Origin of the sequence: Paraburkholderia phenoliruptrix, assembly GCF_019511605.1 — a bacterium.
Classification (GTDB): Bacteria; Pseudomonadota; Gammaproteobacteria; order Burkholderiales; family Burkholderiaceae; genus Paraburkholderia; species Paraburkholderia phenoliruptrix_A.
The window spans coordinates 37,061-57,113 of the sequence record NZ_JAEUAV010000028.1; the positions used below are offsets into that span (position 1 = coordinate 37,061).

Annotated in this window: 17 protein-coding genes; 8 read left to right on the forward strand and 9 right to left on the reverse strand. The window is 64.1% G+C overall.

What is annotated here, in order from left to right; all coding sequences use genetic code 11:
- Positions 1-187: 187 nt before the first annotated feature.
- The 6 genes from JNB89_RS26250 to mnmC form a co-directional block, all read right to left on the reverse strand.
- Positions 188-1,300, reverse strand: a complete 1,113-nt coding sequence (locus JNB89_RS26250) for an NADH:flavin oxidoreductase/NADH oxidase (protein WP_135892564.1) — start codon at positions 1,298-1,300, stop codon at positions 188-190.
- Positions 1,301-1,390: 90 nt separating this feature from the next.
- A complete protein-coding gene (locus JNB89_RS26255; RefSeq protein ID WP_220364151.1) occupies positions 1,391-2,104 on the reverse strand; it encodes a glutamine amidotransferase in 714 nt (237 codons plus the stop codon).
- A gap of 121 nt (positions 2,105-2,225) precedes the next feature.
- Positions 2,226-2,864 (reverse strand): MarR family winged helix-turn-helix transcriptional regulator, encoded by a 639-nt coding sequence (locus tag JNB89_RS26260; protein ID WP_013340966.1) that lies wholly within the window; start codon positions 2,862-2,864, stop codon positions 2,226-2,228.
- A 538-nt stretch (positions 2,865-3,402) separates the two neighbouring features.
- On the reverse strand, positions 3,403-4,518 hold the full coding sequence (locus JNB89_RS26265; protein ID WP_013340967.1) for a YbdK family carboxylate-amine ligase: 1,116 nt from the start codon (positions 4,516-4,518) through the stop codon (positions 3,403-3,405).
- Between the two features lie 99 nt (positions 4,519-4,617).
- Complete coding sequence (locus JNB89_RS26270; protein WP_013340968.1) at positions 4,618-5,823, reverse strand: cation:proton antiporter; 1,206 nt, start codon at positions 5,821-5,823, stop codon at positions 4,618-4,620.
- Positions 5,824-6,707: 884 nt separating this feature from the next.
- Positions 6,708-8,717, reverse strand: a complete 2,010-nt coding sequence (gene mnmC / locus JNB89_RS26275; protein ID WP_220364152.1) for a bifunctional tRNA (5-methylaminomethyl-2-thiouridine)(34)-methyltransferase MnmD/FAD-dependent 5-carboxymethylaminomethyl-2-thiouridine(34) oxidoreductase MnmC — start codon at positions 8,715-8,717, stop codon at positions 6,708-6,710.
- A gap of 425 nt (positions 8,718-9,142) precedes the next feature.
- Here mnmC and JNB89_RS26280 point away from each other — a divergent pair, with 425 nt between their 5' ends.
- Positions 9,143-9,421, forward strand: coding sequence for an HU family DNA-binding protein (locus tag JNB89_RS26280; RefSeq protein WP_006050811.1), 279 nt, complete (start codon positions 9,143-9,145; stop codon positions 9,419-9,421).
- 140 nt (positions 9,422-9,561) lie between these two features.
- On the opposite strand, the gene JNB89_RS26285 is transcribed toward JNB89_RS26280, so the two are convergent.
- Positions 9,562-10,905 (reverse strand): GTP-binding protein, encoded by a 1,344-nt coding sequence (locus tag JNB89_RS26285; protein ID WP_220364153.1) that lies wholly within the window; start codon positions 10,903-10,905, stop codon positions 9,562-9,564.
- A gap of 173 nt (positions 10,906-11,078) precedes the next feature.
- A complete protein-coding gene (locus tag JNB89_RS26290) occupies positions 11,079-11,525 on the reverse strand; it encodes a lytic transglycosylase domain-containing protein (protein ID WP_135892558.1) in 447 nt (148 codons plus the stop codon).
- A 518-nt stretch (positions 11,526-12,043) separates the two neighbouring features.
- Between JNB89_RS26290 and gspD the strand changes: the two genes are divergently transcribed.
- Genes gspD through gspF form a run of 3 tightly spaced genes read left to right on the forward strand, consistent with a single transcriptional unit; the run spans position 12,044 to position 17,191 of the window.
- Complete coding sequence (gspD, locus tag JNB89_RS26295; protein WP_220364154.1) at positions 12,044-14,392, forward strand: type II secretion system secretin GspD; 2,349 nt, start codon at positions 12,044-12,046, stop codon at positions 14,390-14,392.
- Entirely contained in the window at positions 14,389-15,969 is a 1,581-nt protein-coding gene (gene gspE / locus JNB89_RS26300; RefSeq protein ID WP_346656227.1) for a type II secretion system ATPase GspE, read from the forward strand. The genes gspD and gspE overlap by 4 nt, the downstream gene beginning before the upstream one ends.
- 4 nt (positions 15,970-15,973) lie before the next feature.
- A complete protein-coding gene (gene gspF, locus JNB89_RS26305) occupies positions 15,974-17,191 on the forward strand; it encodes a type II secretion system inner membrane protein GspF (protein ID WP_013340974.1) in 1,218 nt (405 codons plus the stop codon).
- A 66-nt stretch (positions 17,192-17,257) separates the two neighbouring features.
- On the opposite strand, the gene JNB89_RS26310 is transcribed toward gspF, so the two are convergent.
- Complete coding sequence (locus JNB89_RS26310) at positions 17,258-17,680, reverse strand: general secretion pathway protein C (RefSeq protein WP_013340975.1); 423 nt, start codon at positions 17,678-17,680, stop codon at positions 17,258-17,260.
- A gap of 146 nt (positions 17,681-17,826) precedes the next feature.
- On the opposite strand from JNB89_RS26310, the gene gspG reads away from it, so the two are divergent.
- From gspG to JNB89_RS26330, 4 genes are read left to right on the forward strand one after another with little or no spacing between them, the layout of a single operon-like run.
- Positions 17,827-18,291: a type II secretion system major pseudopilin GspG gene (gspG, locus tag JNB89_RS26315; RefSeq protein WP_220364155.1), complete on the forward strand. Its 465-nt coding sequence runs from the start codon at positions 17,827-17,829 to the stop codon at positions 18,289-18,291.
- Positions 18,292-18,308: 17 nt separating this feature from the next.
- On the forward strand, positions 18,309-18,917 hold the full coding sequence (locus tag JNB89_RS26320; RefSeq protein ID WP_431026608.1) for a GspH/FimT family pseudopilin: 609 nt from the start codon (positions 18,309-18,311) through the stop codon (positions 18,915-18,917).
- Position 18,918: 1 nt separating this feature from the next.
- Positions 18,919-19,332, forward strand: a complete 414-nt coding sequence (gene gspI, locus JNB89_RS26325) for a type II secretion system minor pseudopilin GspI (protein WP_013340978.1) — start codon at positions 18,919-18,921, stop codon at positions 19,330-19,332.
- On the forward strand, positions 19,310-20,053 hold the full coding sequence (locus JNB89_RS26330) for a PulJ/GspJ family protein (RefSeq protein WP_220364157.1): 744 nt from the start codon (positions 19,310-19,312) through the stop codon (positions 20,051-20,053). Before gspI ends, JNB89_RS26330 begins: the two co-directional genes overlap by 23 nt.

Here is a 20,053-nt window from a genome sequence, read left to right on the forward strand (position 1 = left end):
CGTCGAAAACGCCCGCGTCTGACGCGCTGATTTTTTCTGGCGCTCATAGCAAACGCGGCGCCCTGCGAGCGCCGCGTCGACCTGCGACGCACATGCGCCACATCCGGCATCGTACACGCTCAAGACGGCTTCGTTCAACCGTCAAAAACGTATGCCGGATGCGCGTGCGCCGTGCGCGTGAACCGCCTCATCTTTGGCCAAACGAAATCTCGCCGAACAGCGCCTTCTGCTCGCGCGGCTGCGAGCGCCAATACTGCGGCGGCGCTTCGACTGTCGCGCCAAGTTGCGCGGCGGCATGCCACGGCCAGCGCGGGTTGTAGAGCAATGCGCGAGCCAGCGCGATCAGATCGGCATCGCCCTGTTCGATCAGTTGCTCCGCATGCACCGGATCGGTAATCAGGCCGACACCGATGGTGGTGAGACCCGTCGCCTGTTTGACCGCCTTGGCGAACGGAATCTGATAGCCCGGCTCGAGCGGAATTTTCTGCAACGGCGACACGCCACCGGACGACACGTCGATCCAGTCGCACCCGCGTTTTTTCAGCTCGTGCGCGAACGCAATCGTGTCTTCGAGCGACCAGCCGCCTTCGACCCAATCCGTTGCAGACACACGCACGCCGACTGGTTTGTCGGCCGGAAAAGAGGCCCGCACGATGTCGAAGATCTCAAGCGGAAAACGCATGCGGTTCTCGCGCGAGCCGCCGTAGTCGTCACTGCGTTGATTGGCGAGCGGCGAGAGAAACTGGTGCAGCAGATAGCCGTGCGCGGCATGCACTTCAAGTGCGTCGATGCCAAGGCGCGCGGCGCGCCGCGCGGATGCGGCGAAGGCTTCGCGGATGCGATTGAGCCCCGGCGTGTCGAGCGCGAGCGGCGGCTCTTCACCCGCCTTGTGCGGCAGCGCGGACGGCGCATGCGGCAGCCAGCCGCCTTGCGATACCGGAATCAACTGGCCGCCTTCCCACGGCACATGGCTCGACGCCTTGCGTCCCGCGTGCGACAACTGCATCGTCACGTTGATATGCGAATGCTTGCGGATGGCGGCGAGCACCGGCACGAGCGCCGCCTCGGTCGCGTCGTCCCACAAGCCGAGATCGCTCGGCGTGATACGGCCGTCCGGTTCGACCGCCGTCGCCTCGATGCACAACATGCCGGCGCCCGACAACGCAAGACTGCCGAGGTGAATCATGTGCCACGCGGTGGCCTCGCCCCGCTCGGCGGAATACTGGCACATCGGCGAGACGACGATGCGGTTAGGAAGCGTCACGCTACGCAGCGTGAGTGGGGAAAATAGCGCGCTCATGGATCACCGCCTAGTAGAAACCCGAGAGCGGTCGAGCATAGCACCGCGGTTCATTTGCTGCAGGCCGCCTCGCGTCGCGCAGGTTGACGCTCAGGGTTTTGCTTCCACCTGATTGAGCCATTCGCCGAACATGCGGCACGCCGCGGCCTCCATAGCCGGACCGTACTGCGCAGTCTGCGCGCGCAATTGCCGCGCGTCGATGCCATGACTCGCGAGCTCGCCCGCATTGCCGATCAACCAGCGCTCGAAGCCGTCCACGCGGACCTCGGGATGACATTGCAACGCGAGCACATGGCTGCCCCATGCAAACGCCTGGTTCTCGCACGCATTCGTGGAGGCAAGACGCGTCGCGTTCGCGGGAAGGTCGAAAGTGTCGCCATGCCAATGCAGCATGGAAGTGTGCGCGCCGTCCAGATGACGCACCGGCGAAGCGCGGCCCGCGTCGGTCAGCGTGAGCGGTTCCCAGCCGAGCTCGGTGTGCCCCGCCGGATAGACGCGCGCACCGAGCGCGCGCGCGATGAGCTGCGCGCCCAGACAGATGCCAAGCGTGGGAAGTCCTGCTTCGATGCGCTTCTCGATCATCGAAAGCAGCGGTACGAGAGTCGGATAGAGCGCGTCGTCGGTGGCGCTGATCGGGCCGCCGAGCACGACCATTAGCGACGGCGTGACCGGATTCGGCGCCTCGATGCGGGCAAAGCCTACATCGAGATAGCGGACCGGACGCCCGCGTTCGCCAAGCACCAGTTCGAGACTGCCGAGATCTTCGAAGTGGACGTGGCGAATGGCCAGAACTTCCTGATGCATCAGCCTGTCACCTCAGGTTGACTGAAGACTGCCGCTACGCGGCACCGGAAAGCGTGGCAGGCGGCGAGTGCCGTCTGCCCTGCCGGTTGCAGTGTAGCGGATTGCCAGGTAAGCAGCGGCCTTACTGGGCGAAGATCTTCCAGGTCTTCTTCTGGGTGGCGACGTCGGCGGTTTCATGCACCGCGCAGTCCAGACGCAGGTCCGTATCCGCCATGTTCAGGTCGAGCAGCGCGCAACGATGCGGCGTCTTTTTCGGATTCTTGCTCGGCTCGAAGTGCGTGCAGCTCAGGCACATGCGGTGCGGCGGAATATTGCCTTGCGCTTCGAGTTGATGAACCGTCTTGAGCAGCGTGCGGTAGAACAACGCCTGTTCCTCGTCGCGCAACGTGCCGACTGCCTTCGCGAGGAAGTCGGGCCATTGCGCGGCACGCTTGGCAGCCGTGCGGCCGCGAGCGGTCAGACGCACGGCGAGCGCGCGGCCGTCGTCGAGCGCGCGGCGCTTCTCGACCAGTCCCTTGGTTTCGAGCGTGCTGACGGCGTCGCTGGTGGTGGCGGCGGTCAATGCCGTTTCACGTGCGATTTCCCCGAGCCGCATAGGACCCTTTCGCTGCATCAACAAAACCAGGATCTCGCCCTGAGTGGGCGTGAGTCCCGCGCCTTCCGCCCATTCCCAGGCCTGGCTTCGCATGGCCGTGCTCAGTCGCAAGAGGCTGTGGGTGACTCGCCCGGTTGCCTGTTCTCCGTATACGCCTTCGCTCATAATCTTCGATTGGTTTATTTACAGCTCTTGTGCGGTGCCGGCCGATTGCTTGCCGGGAACGCCCGTAGCCTGTGTGGGGTAGCCCCGCCCAAAACAGGACGAGACGGTCTCAACTATCTCAAAAATTCACCGCCTTGCAAGCCAAAGCAGTTAAGACGACATTCTATGCGAGAGCGGCGAATCGTACAGCTAAGTTATCCAACGTAATCTGTGGATAACCGTGGGATAACGTCGGGGAAGACATGTGTGCCGATTCTTGATAAACCTGTGCCCCCGGTCAAGCAGTCCTTAAGTTGTCCTCGTTTACCGCTGCGCACGCACCGCCCCGCAGCCCACTTATGATTTACGCAGCGCCTTGACTTTGCAGGAAATTATTCAGTTGTCCACAGCCCAAGGCGATGCTTGTTAACTACTACTACGTATGTATACGTACATCTTTGGAAAACCTTAAGGGCCCCGAACTGGAAATTTTATCGGCGAAAAAAAACCCGCACGCGGCGGGTTTTCTTACGGTTTAACACAAAGGGCGCGAGGCAACTCACGCGCGCCACGCCAGACACTGTTGCCTGACCACTTCATGCAGCGACTTTTCCTGTTCCGCGACGCCTCTTAGCCAGGTCGCGTCGTTGATCTGACCGCGCGCGATTGCGCCGATCTCAGCCAGCGCATGACCGGAGCCCAACGCGTCGCCGTGCGGCGCGATCCGCTCGAGCGTTTCGAGAATGTCTTCGGAAATGGTCTTGCGTTCGCCGGTTTGCGGATTGATGCAGGTTCCGGCCAGACCGAAGCGGCAAGCCTCGAAGCGGTTGAACGTGTAGACGAGGTAGTCGTCTTCGTGCGGCGTAACGGGCTTGTCGAGGAGCAGATGCCGGGCGAGCGTCTGGATGTAGCACGCAATGGCCGCGGCGCGATCCACGGAGAGCGGCGTATCCATCACGCGGACCTCGATGGTGCCGAAACCCGGCTTCGGCCGGATGTCCCAATAGAAGTCTTTCATGCTGTTGACCACGCCGGTGTGCACCATCTTCGAGAAATATTCCTCGAAGCTGTCCCACGTCAACACGAACGGCGCGCGGCCCGAGAGCGGAAACGCAAACACGGAATTCAGGCGTGCCGAATGAAAACCGGTGTCCACGCCCTGCACGAAAGGCGACGACGCGGACAACGCAATGAAATGCGGAATGAAGCGCGACATCGAATGCAGCAGGAATAGCGCGCTGTCCGCATCCGGGCAGCCGATGTGCACGTGCTGGCCGAACACCGTGAACTGCTTCGCGAGATAGCCGTACAGTTCGGAAAGGTACTGGAAGCGAGGCGTGTCCACGATCTGCCGCTCGCTCCATTGCTGAAAAGCGTGCGTGCCGCCGCCGCACAGGCCGACGTTCAGATGATCGGCTGCGGCCACGAGCGTGTCGCGAATCTTGCGCAGATCGGCAAGCGCCTGTTCGTGGTTCGTGCAGATGCCGGTGGAAAGCTCGATCATGCTCTCGGTGATTTCCGGCGTAATGTTGCCGGGGATCTTCTGATCCTTGACGAGGCGCAGCAGATCCGAGCCGGCTTTGGTCAGATCATAGTCATGCGTATTGACGATCTGCATCTCGAGTTCGACACCGAAAGTGAACGGCTTCGAATCGATGAAGGGTTCGAGTGACATGGCGTCCCCTGAGTGAGGTCGGCCAGGCATTTGTCAGAAGCCCGGCCGTTTTTTTAAAACGAATAAATCGGATAGCGTGTGGCCCGCAATGCGAGGCGCTTACTCTTCGCGCCGCTCGGCAACCAGCGCGAGGCTGCGATAAACGAGCCACGGCCCGAGGATCTGCAGCACGACAATCGAACACATGACGATCGCGCGCAATCGCGGATCGAAGTTCGGATACAGGTTGTAGGTGTCGTCGACGAGCAGATAAGCCAGCGCCGACATGGGCGATAACGACAAGCCAAGCGCCATGCCCTGCTTCCAGTTCAGCCCGCTCGGCTTGGCGAACGCGAGCACGCCGACCAGCTTGGCGACAAGCCGCGCAACAATCAGGCCCAGTGCCGCAACGCCGCCCAGCGCGATGTCTTTCCATTCGAACGAAGTAAGCGTCAGCACGAACAGAATCACAGTGAGGAGCCACCCGGCGGTGCCGAAATGCTGCGGCCACAACTGCGGCCGCGCTTCCAGATTTTTCACGATAATGCCGGCCGCCAGCAGCGCGAGAATGGTCGACAGCTTGAACAGGTGCGCGAGCGCAATGGCCAGCAGGACCAGACCGAATAGCGCAACGAACGAATGCTCGTCCTGCATGTTGAGCCGTCGATAAAAGAACGTGCAGGTACGTGCAAGCAGATACGCGAGCACCAGCGAGCCGGCCAGCAGATAAAGCGGTTGCACAATGGTGGCAAAAACATTGCCATACGCTTCCTGATGCAACCAGCTCGACACGAGCTTCTCGATCACCACTGCATACATGCTGTTCAACGCGGTCAGCGTCAAAAGACGTTGCGTGACCTGGCCTTCCGCGCGCAATTCGGTCTTGAGCTGGATGACCATGGCGGGCGAAGTCGCCATGGCAATGGCCGCAAGTACCGTTGCGACCATTAGCGGCACGTTCAAAAACAGCAGCACCGGCAGAACCAGCGCGAACGTGAGCGTGGCTTCCGCGACGCTCGACATGACGAGCCACGGATTACGGCGGATCCAGCGCAGATCGAGCCGGCTGCCGAGTTCGAACAACAGCAGGCCAAGCGCCACATCGAGCAATGGCCGGGCCGCCTTGGCCGAGTCGGCGTCGATTACGCCCGAGCCTGCCGCGCCCGCAATCAGACCGATGACCGCGTAGCCCGAAATACGCGGCAAACGCCACGCCCGATAGCACAACTCGCCGCACAAACCCGCGGCAAGCAACGCCAGACCAGCCCAAAAAATGGCGTCGGGGGCGAGCGGCCAGGCTGGAAAAAATGAAAACGCCGAGTTCATCGTTATGGCTTCTCCTTTGCAGCAACGGCAGATGACACGAACCAGCGTAAGCCGGCGCGAACACCGGCGAGCGGGTGAACGCACGAGACGCTCACTGTCGCAATCGCTTCGCGTGATCCGCGTTGCGAGTTTTTCAACGATCGGATGATTCGAACGCGCCGCAGTGGCAGGGAACTCGGCGCATTCAGGGGTGCGGCCGTAGCAGCCGGCACGGCACGGTGAAAGGACGCCGTCGACGTTGAATCAGAGTCGGATTGGACGGCACCGTTCCGTAGCAGCGGGCACCGCTAGAGGCGAGGCACCACGCGGAAAAGAACGGCGATTGTGCCATAGCTTGTTCAGCTTCGACCGAAAACACACGAACATGCAGACAAAACGGTAAAAACGTACTTCATCTTGATGACACGTGGAAAAAGCGACCGCCTTTATCGGTTGAGCCGGCTTTACCGGTGCGACGCGCACGCATCGCCGGCCGGTTCACTCGCGGAGGTCCAAGGCAGTGTGCTCGCTTCATATGTGCTTTTCAGGACAGCGCTTAGCGCAAGGGTTGCAGTGCTTGCCTGATCTGTGCGGTGGCGCACGGTCCAGCTCAGGCCTTGCTGTTTACGCGTTTACTGTATGTATACGTAGTAGCAGTTAACAAGCTGCCTCGTTTTCTGTGGATAACCGGTGTTTACCGAATCAAATCATCGCGTTGCCGACTTCATAACCGGGCGCACAGCATGTGCGATGACGACTCGTATACGCGGGTAACTTTTTGCGAAATTGCGAGGCGCTGGAGTTACCCCGTTTACGTCCACAACGGCTCCACATGAGTTGCGCCGGTAAACAGCGCGGTTATCCACAATTTGCGGTGGATAACCGCGGCGCGTCAAACCCGAGCGTTAACCGGCGACGCTTCCCTGCCGCAGCGCGCGCAGTAAAAAGCGCGCGGGGTCGATGTCCTCGGCAAGGTCGCGTGTGAGCGGCCAGGGCTCCCCTTCGATTTGCGAGGCAATCAGTTCCGCGCCGAGCGCGGCCCACACCAGGCCGCGCGAACCATAGGCGAACGCGCCGTACAGCCCCTGCGCGCGCGGCAGATCGAGCGGCCAGGCGCCGCGCAAGCGCTCCGCGTCGCGCGTGGCGAGCGCTTCGTCGGCGAGGTTACCGACCATCGGCATGCGGTCGCTTGTCACACAGCGGAATGCAACGCGGCCTGCGAGCGCTGGCGCTTGTGCACGCGAGCCGGCGGGCGCGGCTTCTTCGGCGCGGCCGGCCACGCGCGAGAACGCGGGGAGCATGTGTGCGACGCGCTCCAGGTTTTCCAGATGACCGGCTGCGCGAAGCGACGTATCGACATCGTCGAGTTCATACGTGGCTCCCGTCAGTGTGACGCCGTCAGGCAGCGGTATCGCGTAGCCCTCGCCGATTACCGGCAATTCGAGCGACGGCGCCGCTCCCCGACGCAGCAACGTGAGCTGGCCGCGGATGCTGCGAGTCGGCGCATGGCGCAAGCCGGCAATGCGCGCCGCATCGTGAGCGCTCGCGACAATCACCACAGGCGCACGCGCCAACAACTCGCCTGCCGTGTCGAGCACGCTCCACTGGTTGGCCGCACGCTCGAGGCGCGCGGCTTGCACGCCGAAGCGCCGCTCGAGCCGGTCACCGGCCGCGGCGCATTGCGCAGCGCACAGCGATGCCGGATCGATCCAGCCGCCCTGCGGGAAGAACCATCCGCCGCGCGCGAGCGCCGTGCCGGCGAGTTGACCACCGGTGTCGGCGGAAAGCGGCGTGACGAACTCCGGCGGATAACCGAACGCCGCGATGGCCTCGTGCATCGCGCGCGCTTCGTCTTCGGTTTCGGCGATTTGCAGCAGACCAGGGCGCCCGCGCGTCGGCGCATGGCCGAGCCGTTCCAAGTCCGTCCAGCGCCGCAGCGCATACAGAAAACCGGCGCGGGTGACGCGCGAGGCGACGCTGTCGTCGCGCGAAATCATTGGGTGGAAGACGCCCGCCGGATTGCCCGAGGCGTCCTCTGCGACGCAAGCGTGCCGTTCCAGCAATGTCACGCGCCAACCGCGCGCCGCAAGGCGCTCGACCACCGCACAGCCGGCGAGGCCCGCGCCGATCACCACCGCGTGCCGTTCGTCGGGGGCAAACGGTCCGAGCGCGACGGGCGGCTCGTGCCGGCGTACGCGCCAGCGCGGCGCAAAGTGGCCGACCAGCATCGCGCGCTTCCAGCCGAAGCCGTCGACCTTGCGGTATTCGAAGCCCGTTTGAGTCAGCGCGCGCTTGATGTCGCCCGCGCTGCTGTAAGTGGCGAAGGTCGCGCCCTCGCCTGCCAGCCGCGCGAGCGACTTGAAGATCGCAGGCGTCCATAGTTCGGGGTTCCTGGCGGGCGCAAAGCCGTCCAGATAGAACGCGTCAGCGCGCAGCCGCAGATTCGGCAAGCTCTGCTGTGCGTCGTCGAAAACCAGTGTCAGGACCACGCGGCCATTGTCGAATTCCAGCCGATGCGTGCCGGGCACGAGCATCGGCCATTGGTTCGCCAGCGTGTCGGCAAGCGCCGCGATTGCTGCGTCCGCAACGATCGCGGCGTGCGCGCGGCGCAGATCGTCGCGTGTGAAAGGATGCTTTTCCGTCGAAACGAAGTGAAGCCGCTCGCAGCGAGAAGGGTCGGCACGCCACGCGGCCCACGTGACGAGAAAGTTGATACCCATGCCGAAGCCCGTCTCCAGCACGGTGAACACGCGCCGGCCGTGCCAGCGCTCGGGCAGCGCATTGCCGCGAAGGAACACATGGTTGGCCTGCTCGAGCGCGCCGACGGCGCTGTGATAAATGTCGTCGTAGAGCGGCGAAAACGGCGTGCCGTTGCTCCTGAACGAGAGCACGGCTGGAATGAGCGGATCGGTCATGCGGGAGGCGAAGCGATGCCCTGAAGTGACCCGCGCGAGCGGGTGCAGCGTTACCGCCAGCGCGCGCGGCTCGCCGGGCGGCGAAACAGACGCGCCGAGCGTTGGCAAAAACCAACGTCAAAGCCCCGTCCACACTGGGTTTCGGGCTTCTCAGCAAGGGGCGGCCAGCAAAAAGTGCCGTTTCCTTGCTGTATCTGTTCCAAAACCGCGTAATTCTTCGAAACCCTTGTCCTGATTGGGTTTGCGCTGCGCTATCATAGCAAGCGCCGCGAAGGGAGCGGCAGCACGGCCGACGGACATTCGCTGTCCGGCGCTTTCGATCCGGAGGGGCTCCGGAGCCGCAGCTGCTCGACGGCGCGGCGCGCGCACGTATAATCGGCGCGTTCGCGCTGTTCGTGTCAACCTAAACTCAGAAAGGAACCTTAATGAACAAACAGGAACTGATCGACGCCGTCGCTGGACAGACGGGCGCCAGCAAGGCTCAAACCGGTGAAACGCTGGACACGTTGCTTGAAGTGATCAAGAAGTCTGTGTCGAAGGGCGACGCGGTCCAGTTGATCGGCTTCGGCAGCTTTGGTTCGGGCAAGCGCGCAGCGCGTACGGGTCGCAACCCGAAGACGGGCGAGACCATCAAGATTCCGGCCGCGAAGACCGTCAAGTTCACGGCCGGCAAGGCGTTCAAAGACGCAGTCAACAAGCGCTAAGCAGATTACTGCCAGGCAGTTGACACCCGCCCACGGCGGGTTTTTTTTCGTCTTTTTGCGGGCAGATGGAGCGGGCGCGACGCGCAAGCGAGCCGCGCGCGGGGCCGCGGCTCGTGTCGGGAAGGCGGCCGGCAGCGCCGCTAGTCGTGACGATGCACGATCTGGCCGTGACCGTGACCGTTTTCGCCGTGATCGTGGTCGTGGTCGTGCCCATGACCGTGATGGTCGTGATCGTCCTCGTCGAAATCCCATGCCGGGAACGGGTCCTTGAACTGTTGCCAGCCTTGTGGTCCCAGCGCGAATTCGTCGTCGGTGAGCAGGCATGCGTCGAACTTCGCGGACCACCGCGCCGGGTCGATGTTCACGCCGATCAGCACCAGCTCCTGGCGACGGTCGCCGATGCTCATGTCGTCCGGCGCCCCGTACCAGTCGGCAGCGATTTCGGCGGCCAGTTCGGCATCCTGATCGGCGTCGGGCCACTCGCTGCGATCCTGTGCGGCCCACCACATACCCGCCGGACCATGCCGGCATGCGCCGCCCGCCTGTGACAGCGAACCGGCAATGTCATTGCGCGTCGCGAGCCAGAAAAATCCCTTGCTGCGCAGCACGCCCTTCCACTCCTCGTGCAGCAGCGCCCACAGGCGCTCCGGATGAAACGGCCGGCGCGCGCGATAAACGAAGTTGCCGATCCCGAACTCGTCCGCTTCGCCATGATGGCTATGGCCGTGTTCATCGCCATGCTCGTGCTGATGGAGCGACGCCAGCCAGCCCGGCGCGCCCGACGCCTCGTCGAAATCGAAGCGGCCTGTATTCACCACCTGCTCGAGCGGCACCGCGCCGAAGCGGCTCACCACCTGCACGGCCCGCGGGTTGATCCGCGCGAGAATGCGTTGCAGACGCGTCAACTCGTCAGCGCTGACGAGGTCGGCCTTGTTCACCACCAGCACGTCGCAGAACTCAATCTGCTCGATCAGCAGTTCGACCAGCGTGCGGTCGTCTTCTTCCGTGGCGGCAATGCCGCGTTCGGCAAGCGCGTCCGCCGAGCCGTAGTCGCGCAGAAAGTTGAACGCGTCGACCACGGTGACCATCGTATCGAGCCGCGCCACGTCGCTGAGCGCGGCGCCGTCGTCGTCCACAAAAGCAAAGGTCTCGGCAATCGGCATGGGCTCGGCCACGCCGGTCGACTCGATCAGGATGGCGTCGAAGCGCTTTTCGGCGGCAAGGCGTTTGATCTCGACCAGCAGATCGTCGCGCAGTGTGCAGCAGATACAGCCGTTCGACAGTTCGACAAGCTGTTCTTCGAGATGCGACAGCGCGGCGGCCTCGCGCACGAGCGAGGCGTCGATATTGACGGCGGCCAGATCGTTGACGATCACGGCCACCCGCAGGCCGGCGCGATTGGCGAGGATGTGATTCAGGAGCGTGGTCTTGCCGGCGCCCAGAAAACCGGAGAGCACGGTGACGGGCAGTGGCGGCTGGTTCATCGCAGTACAGGAAATCGGGAGGATTGGAAGGCGTGGCGCGCCGAACGCCGCCGCGTGACTCCGAAACGTCCGAAACGGCGGTCGAGCGCCGGCGGCGGCACGAAGCCGCATTGTGCATCAAATCTGCAGGGACAAGCGGGAGAGGCCGGAAACCGGCCGCTCGGACCGGCGATTCAGCGTGCTGCCGGCATCAGGTTCCACTTGCGCAGGATCGCCGCGATCTGCTGAGCGTACTTGTCGCGCAACGCGGGCGTTTCCGAGTGATACGCGCCGACGGCTTGCCACGTATTGCCGTATTTGTTCATCTGCCGGCGCAAATGCCAGGCCGCGATGTACACGTTCTTGCACGGCTCCATCAGCGTGCCCTGCGAGATGCCGTATTGAGCCAGCGTGGGCAGATGAATGGAGTTGATCTGCATGACGCCGTAGTCCGTCGAGCCGTTGGCGTTCTTGTGCTGCGCGTCCGGACGGTTGTGCGATTCCTGCCACGCGATCGCACGCAGGATCAGCGGGTTGACCTTCTGGTATTTCGCGGCTTCGTCGAAGCAATCGGCGCGTGCGGTCCCGGCCGCGGCCAATACGGTAAATCCTGCAAGAAGCGTGACGAAGGTTCGTTTCATCGGTAAGGACGACGAGGCAAAACGCAAGGGTAAGGAATCGTAACGTTGTGCATCGGACAATGTTCAGACGAGGTGAGCCGGCGGGTTTAATCTGGATGCGGCATTGGCCGGCAGTACGGGAAAACCCGCCTTCGCGGCGGTGAACCGCTGGCTTGAACGGCTCGTATGATACCGGCAGGCCGGGGTCCGTCAAGTTGGCTAACCGACATAAGGCCGCGAAAACACGGCGTTTTCTGGGGGCTTTCGGAATGCGGCGGTTCACCTTTCAAGGGCCTCGCAGCAGGCGCGGACCTTAGGGGAAACTCTCCGGAGCTTTCCATTTGTGACAAATCCGACATGAAAAACTGTTACTGTTCTTTCTTTTCGGACATCGGATGGCCAGCATTTTAGGGCGGGTTTCGCCCACCTGGCCCGCCGGCAGACCGACCGACCGGCGGTTTGCTCCCCTGTCCGTGCTGCATGACCGTCGGCAGCTTCCGCTGCCGGCACCGACATTACATTCCATGAGAAGAAATCGTATGGCTTTGCGTCGCGTCGCAACGGCGTTGCTGCTGGCTGGACTGGTCACTGCGCAGACCGCACACTCGCAGGTGACCCTCAACTTCGTCAATGCCGATATCGACCAGGTCGCCAAGGCGATCGGCGCGGCGACCGGCAAGACAATCATTGTCGACCCGCGGGTCAAAGGTCAGTTGAATCTCGTGTCGGAAAACGCAGTGCCGGAGGACCAGGCGCTGAAGACGTTGCAATCGGCGTTGCGCATGCAAGGCTTCGCGCTCGTTCAGGACCACGGCGTCCTGAAGGTCGTGCCCGAAGCCGACGCCAAACTGCAAGGCGTGCCCACCTACGTCGGCAATTCGCCCACCGCGCGCGGCGACCAGGTTGTCACGCAGGTATTCACGCTGAAAAACGAATCGGCAAACAACCTGTTGCCGGTGCTGCGCCCGCTGATCTCGCCGAACAACACCGTAGCCGCCTACCCGGCCAACAACACTATCGTCGTCACCGACTACGCGGACAACGTGCGGCGCATCGCGCAGATCATCGCGGGTGTCGATACGGCGGCGGGTCAGTCCGTGTCTGTCGTACAACTGAAGAACGCCAACGCGCTCGACATCGCCGCGCAGTTGAACAAGATGCTCGACCCCGGCGCGATCGGCAGTACCGACGCCACGCTCAAGGTCTCGATCACCGCTGACCCGCGCACCAATTCGCTGCTCATTCGCGCGTCGAACGGGGCACGGCTTGCTGCCGCGAGGACCCTTGCCCGCGAGCTCGACACGCCGACCACCATGCCGGGCAACATGCACGTCGTGCCGCTGCGTAATGCCGAAGCGACCAAGCTCGCCAAGACCTTGCGCGGCATGCTCGGCAAAGGCGGCGAAAGCGGCTCGGCCACCGGCGGCAACGACGCGAATTCGTTCAACCAGAATACCGGCGGCGGAATCGGCGGCAACAATTCGACTGGCACGGCCGGCACGCCGCCGCTGCCGTCCGGCGGGCTGAACTCGAGCTCCATGTCTTCGCCGATGGGCGGCGGCGCGGGCGGCTATGGCGCGAACAGTAACGCTCAATCGGGCGGGCTTCTTGGCGGCGACAAGGACAAGAACGAAGACAATCAGCCAGGCGGCATGATTCAGGCGGACGCCGCGACCAATTCGCTGATCATCACCGCGTCCGAGCCGGTGTACCGCAATCTGCGCGCGGTGATCGACCAGCTCGATGCGCGCCGCGCGCAGGTCTATATCGAGGCGCTGATCGTCGAGCTCAATTCGAACACGAGCGGCAACCTCGGCATTCAGTGGCAGGTCGCGAACAATTCGATATTTGCCGGCACCAATCTGGCAACCGGGCAGAGCAACAGCATCATCAACCTGACGACCGGGGCCGTGGCGGCCGGAGCCACCGGCGGTCTGGCTTCGGCAATCGCCACGCAAGGCGTGCAGCAGGGGCTGAACATCGGCTGGATTCACAACATCTTCGGCGTGCAAGGACTGGGCGCGTTGCTCCAGGCGCTCTCGCAAACCGCCGACGCCAACGTGCTGTCCACGCCTAACCTCATTACGCTCGACAACGAAGAAGCGAAGATCGTCGTCGGTACGAACATACCTATTCAGACCGGCTCGTATTCGAACCTGACGAGCGGCACCGCAAGCTCGGCGTTCAACACCTACGACCGCGTCGACGTGGGCCTGACGCTGCATGTCAAGCCGCAGATCACGGACGGCGGCATCCTCAAGCTGCAGCTTTACACCGAAGACTCCGCGATCGTGAACGGCACGACCAACGCGACGACGAACCCCGCCGGCCCGCAGTTCACCAAACGCTCGATCCAGTCTACGGTGCTTGCCGACAACGGCGAGATCATCGTGCTCGGCGGGCTGATGCAGGACAATTACCAGGTCAGCAACAGCAAGGTGCCGCTGCTGGGCGACATTCCATGGATCGGCCAGCTGTTCCGCTCCGAGCAGAAAAACCGCAACAAGACGAATCTGATGGTGTTCCTGCGTCCGGTCATCATCAACGATCGCGATACGGCGCAGGCTGTCACGTCGAACCGCTACGACTATATTCAAGGTGTGCAGGGTTCGTACCGTCAGGACAACAACCTGATGAAGGACAACGACGATCCGGTGGTGCCGCCGAAACCGACGGGTCCGAGCCAGGGCGGCTCGACGCTGAATCTGTTCGATCTCGACCAGATGCGCCGTCAGCAGATGCAGCCGCGGGGCGCCACGCCGCAGGCGAACCCGGCGCCCACCACCGCGCCGTCCACCGTGCCCGCGGCGCCTGGCGTCAACGGCGCCGTGCAAAGCAATCCGGTGCCGGTCGCGCCGTCCACCGCATCACCAGGAGTCAAGCCGTGAATACGCCGTCCATGCCGCCGTCAGCAGCAACGTCGCCGGCATCGTCGCGGGCCGCCAGAGCGCCGTCCGACGGCGCGCCCACTGTCGGCTCCGCCTCTGCCGGCGTAGCGGAGCACGCGGAACGCGCGGCGCCGTCGGCAATTGCCGCGCGGCTCGTGCCGTACGGCTTCGCGCGCAGCGGCCAGATACTCGTCGCGCACCAGCACGCCGACAGCCTGGAAGTGTGGATCAGCGAGCGCACGAGCGAAGCGGCGCTCGCCGAAGTCGCGCGCAATTTCGGCGCGGTTTCAGTGGTGCGTCTGCCCGCCGACGAGCTCGCGCAGGCGATCAACCAGGCGTATGCGCGCCAGGACGGCAGCGCTGCGCAGGTGGTTGGCGAAGTAGAAGGCGAAGTCGACCTGTCGCGCCTGATGCAGGACATTCCCGAGGTGGAAGACCTGCTGGAATCGGAAGACGACGCGCCGATCATCCGCATGATCAATGCGCTTCTCACGCAGGCCGCGCGCGAACAGGCGTCGGACATTCACATCGAGCCGTTCGAGAATGCGTCGGTGGTGCGCTTTCGCGTGGACGGCACGCTGCGCGACGTGGTCCGCCCGAAGAAAGCGCTGCACGGCGCGCTGATTTCGCGGATCAAGATCATGGCGCAACTCGACATTGCCGAAAAACGTCTGCCGCAGGACGGCCGCATCACGCTGCGGGTGGGCGGTCGTCCGGTCGACGTGCGGGTTTCCACGCTGCCCACCGGCCACGGCGAGCGCGCGGTGCTGCGTCTGCTCGAAAAAGACGCTGCCCGCTTGAACCTCGAGGCGCTCGGCATGGGCGCGGACACGCTCGGCAAGTTCGACAAGCTGATCGGCAGGCCGCACGGCATCGTGCTCGTGACCGGCCCGACCGGCTCGGGCAAGACGACCACGCTGTATGCGTCGATGTCGCGTCTGGAAACCGCGACCACCAACATCATGACGGTCGAAGACCCGATCGAATACGACCTGTCGGGCATCGGCCAGACGCAGGTGAACGAGCGGATCGGCATGACCTTCGCGCGGGCGCTGCGCTCCATTCTGCGGCAGGACCCCGACGTGATCATGATCGGTGAAATCCGCGACCTGGAGACCGCACAGATTGCCGTGCAGGCTTCGCTCACCGGCCACCTCGTGCTGGCCACGCTGCATACCAACGACGCCGCCTCGGCCGTCACGCGTCTGACCGACATGGGCGTGGAGCCGTATCTGCTGGCTTCGTCGCTGCTCGGCGTGCTGGCGCAGCGGCTCGTGCGGCGCCTGTGCCCGGTGTGCCGCGAACAGCGCGTCGACGAAGACGGCAGCGTGCACTGGCATCCGGTCGGCTGCGACAAGTGCGGCCAGTCGGGCTACGCGGGTCGGCGCGGCGTATACGAACTGCTGCTGATCGACGACGAGATCCGCACGCTGATTCATCGCAATGCGTCGGACGCCGACATTCTTGCGGCGGGCCGCGCGCAGGGCATGCTCACGCTGCGCGAAGACGCGCAGCGCTGGCTCGAGTCCGGCCTCACGTCGCTCGAAGAAGTGATTCGCGTGACGGGCGGAGCATAAGCGCATGCCGGCATTCCGTTTCGAGGCGATCGACGCAGCGGGCAAGGCGCAAAAAGGCGTGCTGGACGCGGACAGCGCGCGCGGTGCGCGCACCAATCTGCGTTCGCAGGGACTTACGCCGCTCGTCGTCGAACCGGCGGCGACGCGCACGCGCGGCGAGCGCAATCAGCGTCTTTCGCTCGGCCGGCGGCTGTCGCAGCGCGAACAGGCAATTCTCACGCGGCAACTCGCGAGCCTGCTGATCGCCGGACTGCCGCTCGACGAAGCGCTCGCCGTGCTCACCGAGCAGTCGGAGCGCGACTACATACGCGAGCTGATGGCGGCCATTCGCGCCGAGGTGCTCGGCGGCCATTCGCTTGCCAATGCGCTTGCGCAGCATCCGAAAGACTTTCCCGAGATCTACCGCGCGCTGGTCGCAGCGGGCGAACATACCGGCAAGCTCGGCCTCGTGCTGTCGCGGCTCGCGGACTACATCGAGCAACGCAACGCGCTCAAGCAGAAGATCGTGCTGGCGTTCACCTACCCGACCATCGTGACGATCATCGCGTTTGGCATCGTCACGTTCCTGTTGAGCTATGTGGTGCCGCAGGTGGTCAACGTGTTCGCGAGCACGAAGCAGCAACTGCCCTTCCTCACCATCATGATGATGGCGCTCTCCGGTTTCGTGCGGAACTGGTGGTGGGCCGTGCTGATCGCCGCCGCGGTGCTGTTCTATCTGGTGCGCTCAACGCTGCGGCAGGCCGGCCCGCGCCTCGCGTTCGACCGCTGGCTGCTTACCGCGCCGCTCCTCGGCAAGCTCGTGCGCGGTTACAACACCGTGCGCTTTGCGAGCACGCTCGGCATTCTGACGGCGGCGGGCGTGCCGATTCTGCGCGCGCTGCAGGCCGCCGCCGAAACACTCAGCAACACGGCCATGCGCGGCAACATCGACGACGCGATCGTGCGTGTGCGCGAAGGCACCTCGCTCTCGCGCGCACTCGGCAATACGAAGACGTTTCCGCCGGTGCTGGTGCACCTGATCCGCTCAGGTGAGGCAACCGGCGACGTCACGACCATGCTGGACCGCGCGGCCGAAGGCGAGGCTCGCGAACTCGAGCGCCGCACGATGTTCCTGACGAGTCTGCTGGAGCCGCTGCTGATTCTGGCGATGGGCGGTGTGGTGCTGGTGATCGTGCTTGCGGTGATGCTGCCGATCATCGAGTTGAACAACCTGGTGCAGTGAGCGGCCAGGCGCCGCCGCGCCTTGACCGCTTCAAGCGCTTGGGCCGCGTTGGCTGCCTCGACCGTTTTAACGAACGTAGATGGTCGGGCCTGCTGCGTTGGCCGGCAGGAATACTTCGGAATGCGCGCCGTTGCGGTCGATCACGATGGAGCGGGCGCGCACTTCGGAGAGCTTTGCGCCTTGCATGAGCGTACCGCCGAGGGAGACGGCATGCGGCGGCTCGCCGCCCACGCTGACGATGGCCGCAGCGCCGTTGCGCAGCGCGAGAATGCCGAACAGATGCACGTCCTGATTGACCGTGCGCGTGAGCTGCCCGCCGAACAGCGTGGCGGCCTGGTCGGTCGAGGGCTGCGCGTGTGCGGCGGCGGCCGGCAGCGGCGCGCCGGACATGGTGGTGAGAGTGATGGTCCAGTAGGTCAGCGTCGCGCAGAAAACGGCGAACAGCGCGAGCGACAGAAGGCGGATTTGGAGGGCGTTCATGCGCCTCATTGTACGGACTATTGTGAAAATTGCGTTGGGTTCAAACCCTTCAACTGCGTGACATTAAAATGACCGGCCGGACGTGTCCAATGGCATCCAACGTGCTGGACGCAAACTTCCGCAGTCAAAAATTAATCTGAAAGAGGTAGCAAGCTATGCAACTGTCGACCACTCGCCGCACAGCAATCGCGCGTCTGCGCAGCCGTCGTCAACGCGGCTTCACGCTGATTGAAATCATGGTCGTGATCGCGATTCTCGGCATCCTGGCCGCGTTGATCGTGCCGAAAATCATGAGCCGTCCCGACGAAGCGCGGCGTGTGGCCGCGAAGCAGGACATCGGCACCGTGATGCAGGCGCTCAAGCTTTATCGGCTGGACAACGGCCGTTATCCGACGCAGGAGCAAGGCCTGCGCGCCTTGATCGAAAAGCCCGCCACGGACCCGGTGCCGAACAACTGGAAGGACGGCGGCTATCTGGAGCGTCTGCCGAACGACCCGTGGGGCAACAGCTATCAGTATCTGAATCCGGGCGTGCACGGCGAGATCGACGTGTTCAGCTACGGCGCGGACGGCAAGGCAGGCGGCGAAGGCAATGACGCCGATGTGGGCTCGTGGCAATAGACGATAGACATGCGCGCATCCCGACGACTGCGCCTGCCCGTGAGGCGGGCGCGGCGCTGCGCGCGCACGGCTGCGCGCGCCTGAATCGGGACGTGAGAGTCGGCGCGAATGCCGACGCAAACCCCACGCACGACGCCGGGACCACGGCGCACGCCAGCGTCGGCGCATGCCGCCGGTCGCAGGCCGGCTTCACGCTGCTCGAAATGATGGTGGTGCTGGTGATTGCAGGCCTGCTGGTGTCCTTGACCGCTTTGACGATGACGCGCAATCCGCGCACCGACCTCAACGAGGAAGCGCAGCGTCTCGCGCTGCTGTTCGAGTCGGCCGGCGACGAGGCGCAGGTTCGCGCGCGGCCCATCGCATGGCAGCCGCTCGACGGCGGCTTTCGCTTCGACCTGCGCACCGACGACGGCTGGCGTCCGCTGCGCGACGACCTACTCAAGCCTCGCGAGTGGGAAGGCGGCGTGACCGGCGTAACGATCGACTATCCTGGCTCCAGCTCGCAGGCGAGCCGCGTGGTGTTCGGCACCGAGGCGATCGACGTGCCCGTGCGTATCACGCTGTTCTCCGCCGTGGGCCGCGCAACGATTGTCGGCACCGGCAATGGCCGCTACGAGGTGCACTGACATGCGTTGTCGCAGCAGCACGGCGGCTCGCGCGGCCGCCCACCGTGAGCGCGGTTTCACGATGATCGAGGTGCTGGTCGCGCTCGCGATCATCGCCGTGGCGCTGGCCGCATCGCTGCGCGCGGTGGGCGGTCTGGCGAGCGGCGAGGCCGATCTGCACCGGCGTCTGCTCGCCGGCTGGAGCGCGGACAACACGCTCGCGCAATTGCGTCTCACGCATGCATGGCCGAATGTCGGCTCGACGAGTTTCGATTGTTCGCAGGGCAACCTGCAGTTGATCTGTACCGAGCAGGTCACGGCGACACCGAACCCGGTGTTTCGTCGTGTGGAAGTGATGGTGACGATGCCCGGGCGTTCCGGCAATCTCGCCCAGATGGTCACGGTGGTCGCGAATGAAACCAATCGTTCGCTCTGAGCGCCGCGGCGCCAGGCCCCACCGCTCCGGCCGCCTTAGCCGCTCCGGCCGACTTAGCCGCCTTAGCTGCGTCAGCCGCCGGCGCGCGTCTGGCTTCACGCTGATCGAGCTGCTGGTCGCGATTGCGATCATGGCGGTGATTGCCGTGCTGTCGTGGCGCGGGCTCGATCAGATCATTCGCGGCCGGCAGACCATCACGAATGCAATGGAAGACGAGCGCGTGTTCGCGCAGTTGTTCGACCAGATGCGCATCGACGCACGCCAGGCCGCCTCCGACGACGAGTCCGGCCAGCCCGCCGTGTCCCTCGCGGGCGGCGCCTTGCAGATCGTGCGGCAAATGAGCCTGCCCGGCTCCGCGCCGCGCTTGCAGGTGGTGCGTTACCGCGTCACGGAAGGCCGCGTGATCCGCTATGCGTCGCCGCCGCTCGCCAATGTCGGCGATCTGCGGGCGGCCTCGCGCGGCACAGAAGGCGAAGGCTGGTCGGCGGTACCGTTGATGGGCGGTGTCGGCGCAATTTCTGCGCGCCTCTATGTGCCGCGCGTCGGCTGGACCACGCAGATGAAGGACGTGCAAGGCGCGATCACGGAGGCCGACAATAACCTCAAGGTGCCGCAGCTTGGCAACGCACCGCTGCCGCGCTCCGTGACGGGGCTCGAAGTGAGCGTGGGCGCGAAGTCGCTCGCGCGTCCGATCACGCGCGTTTTTCTGGTTGGAGAATGA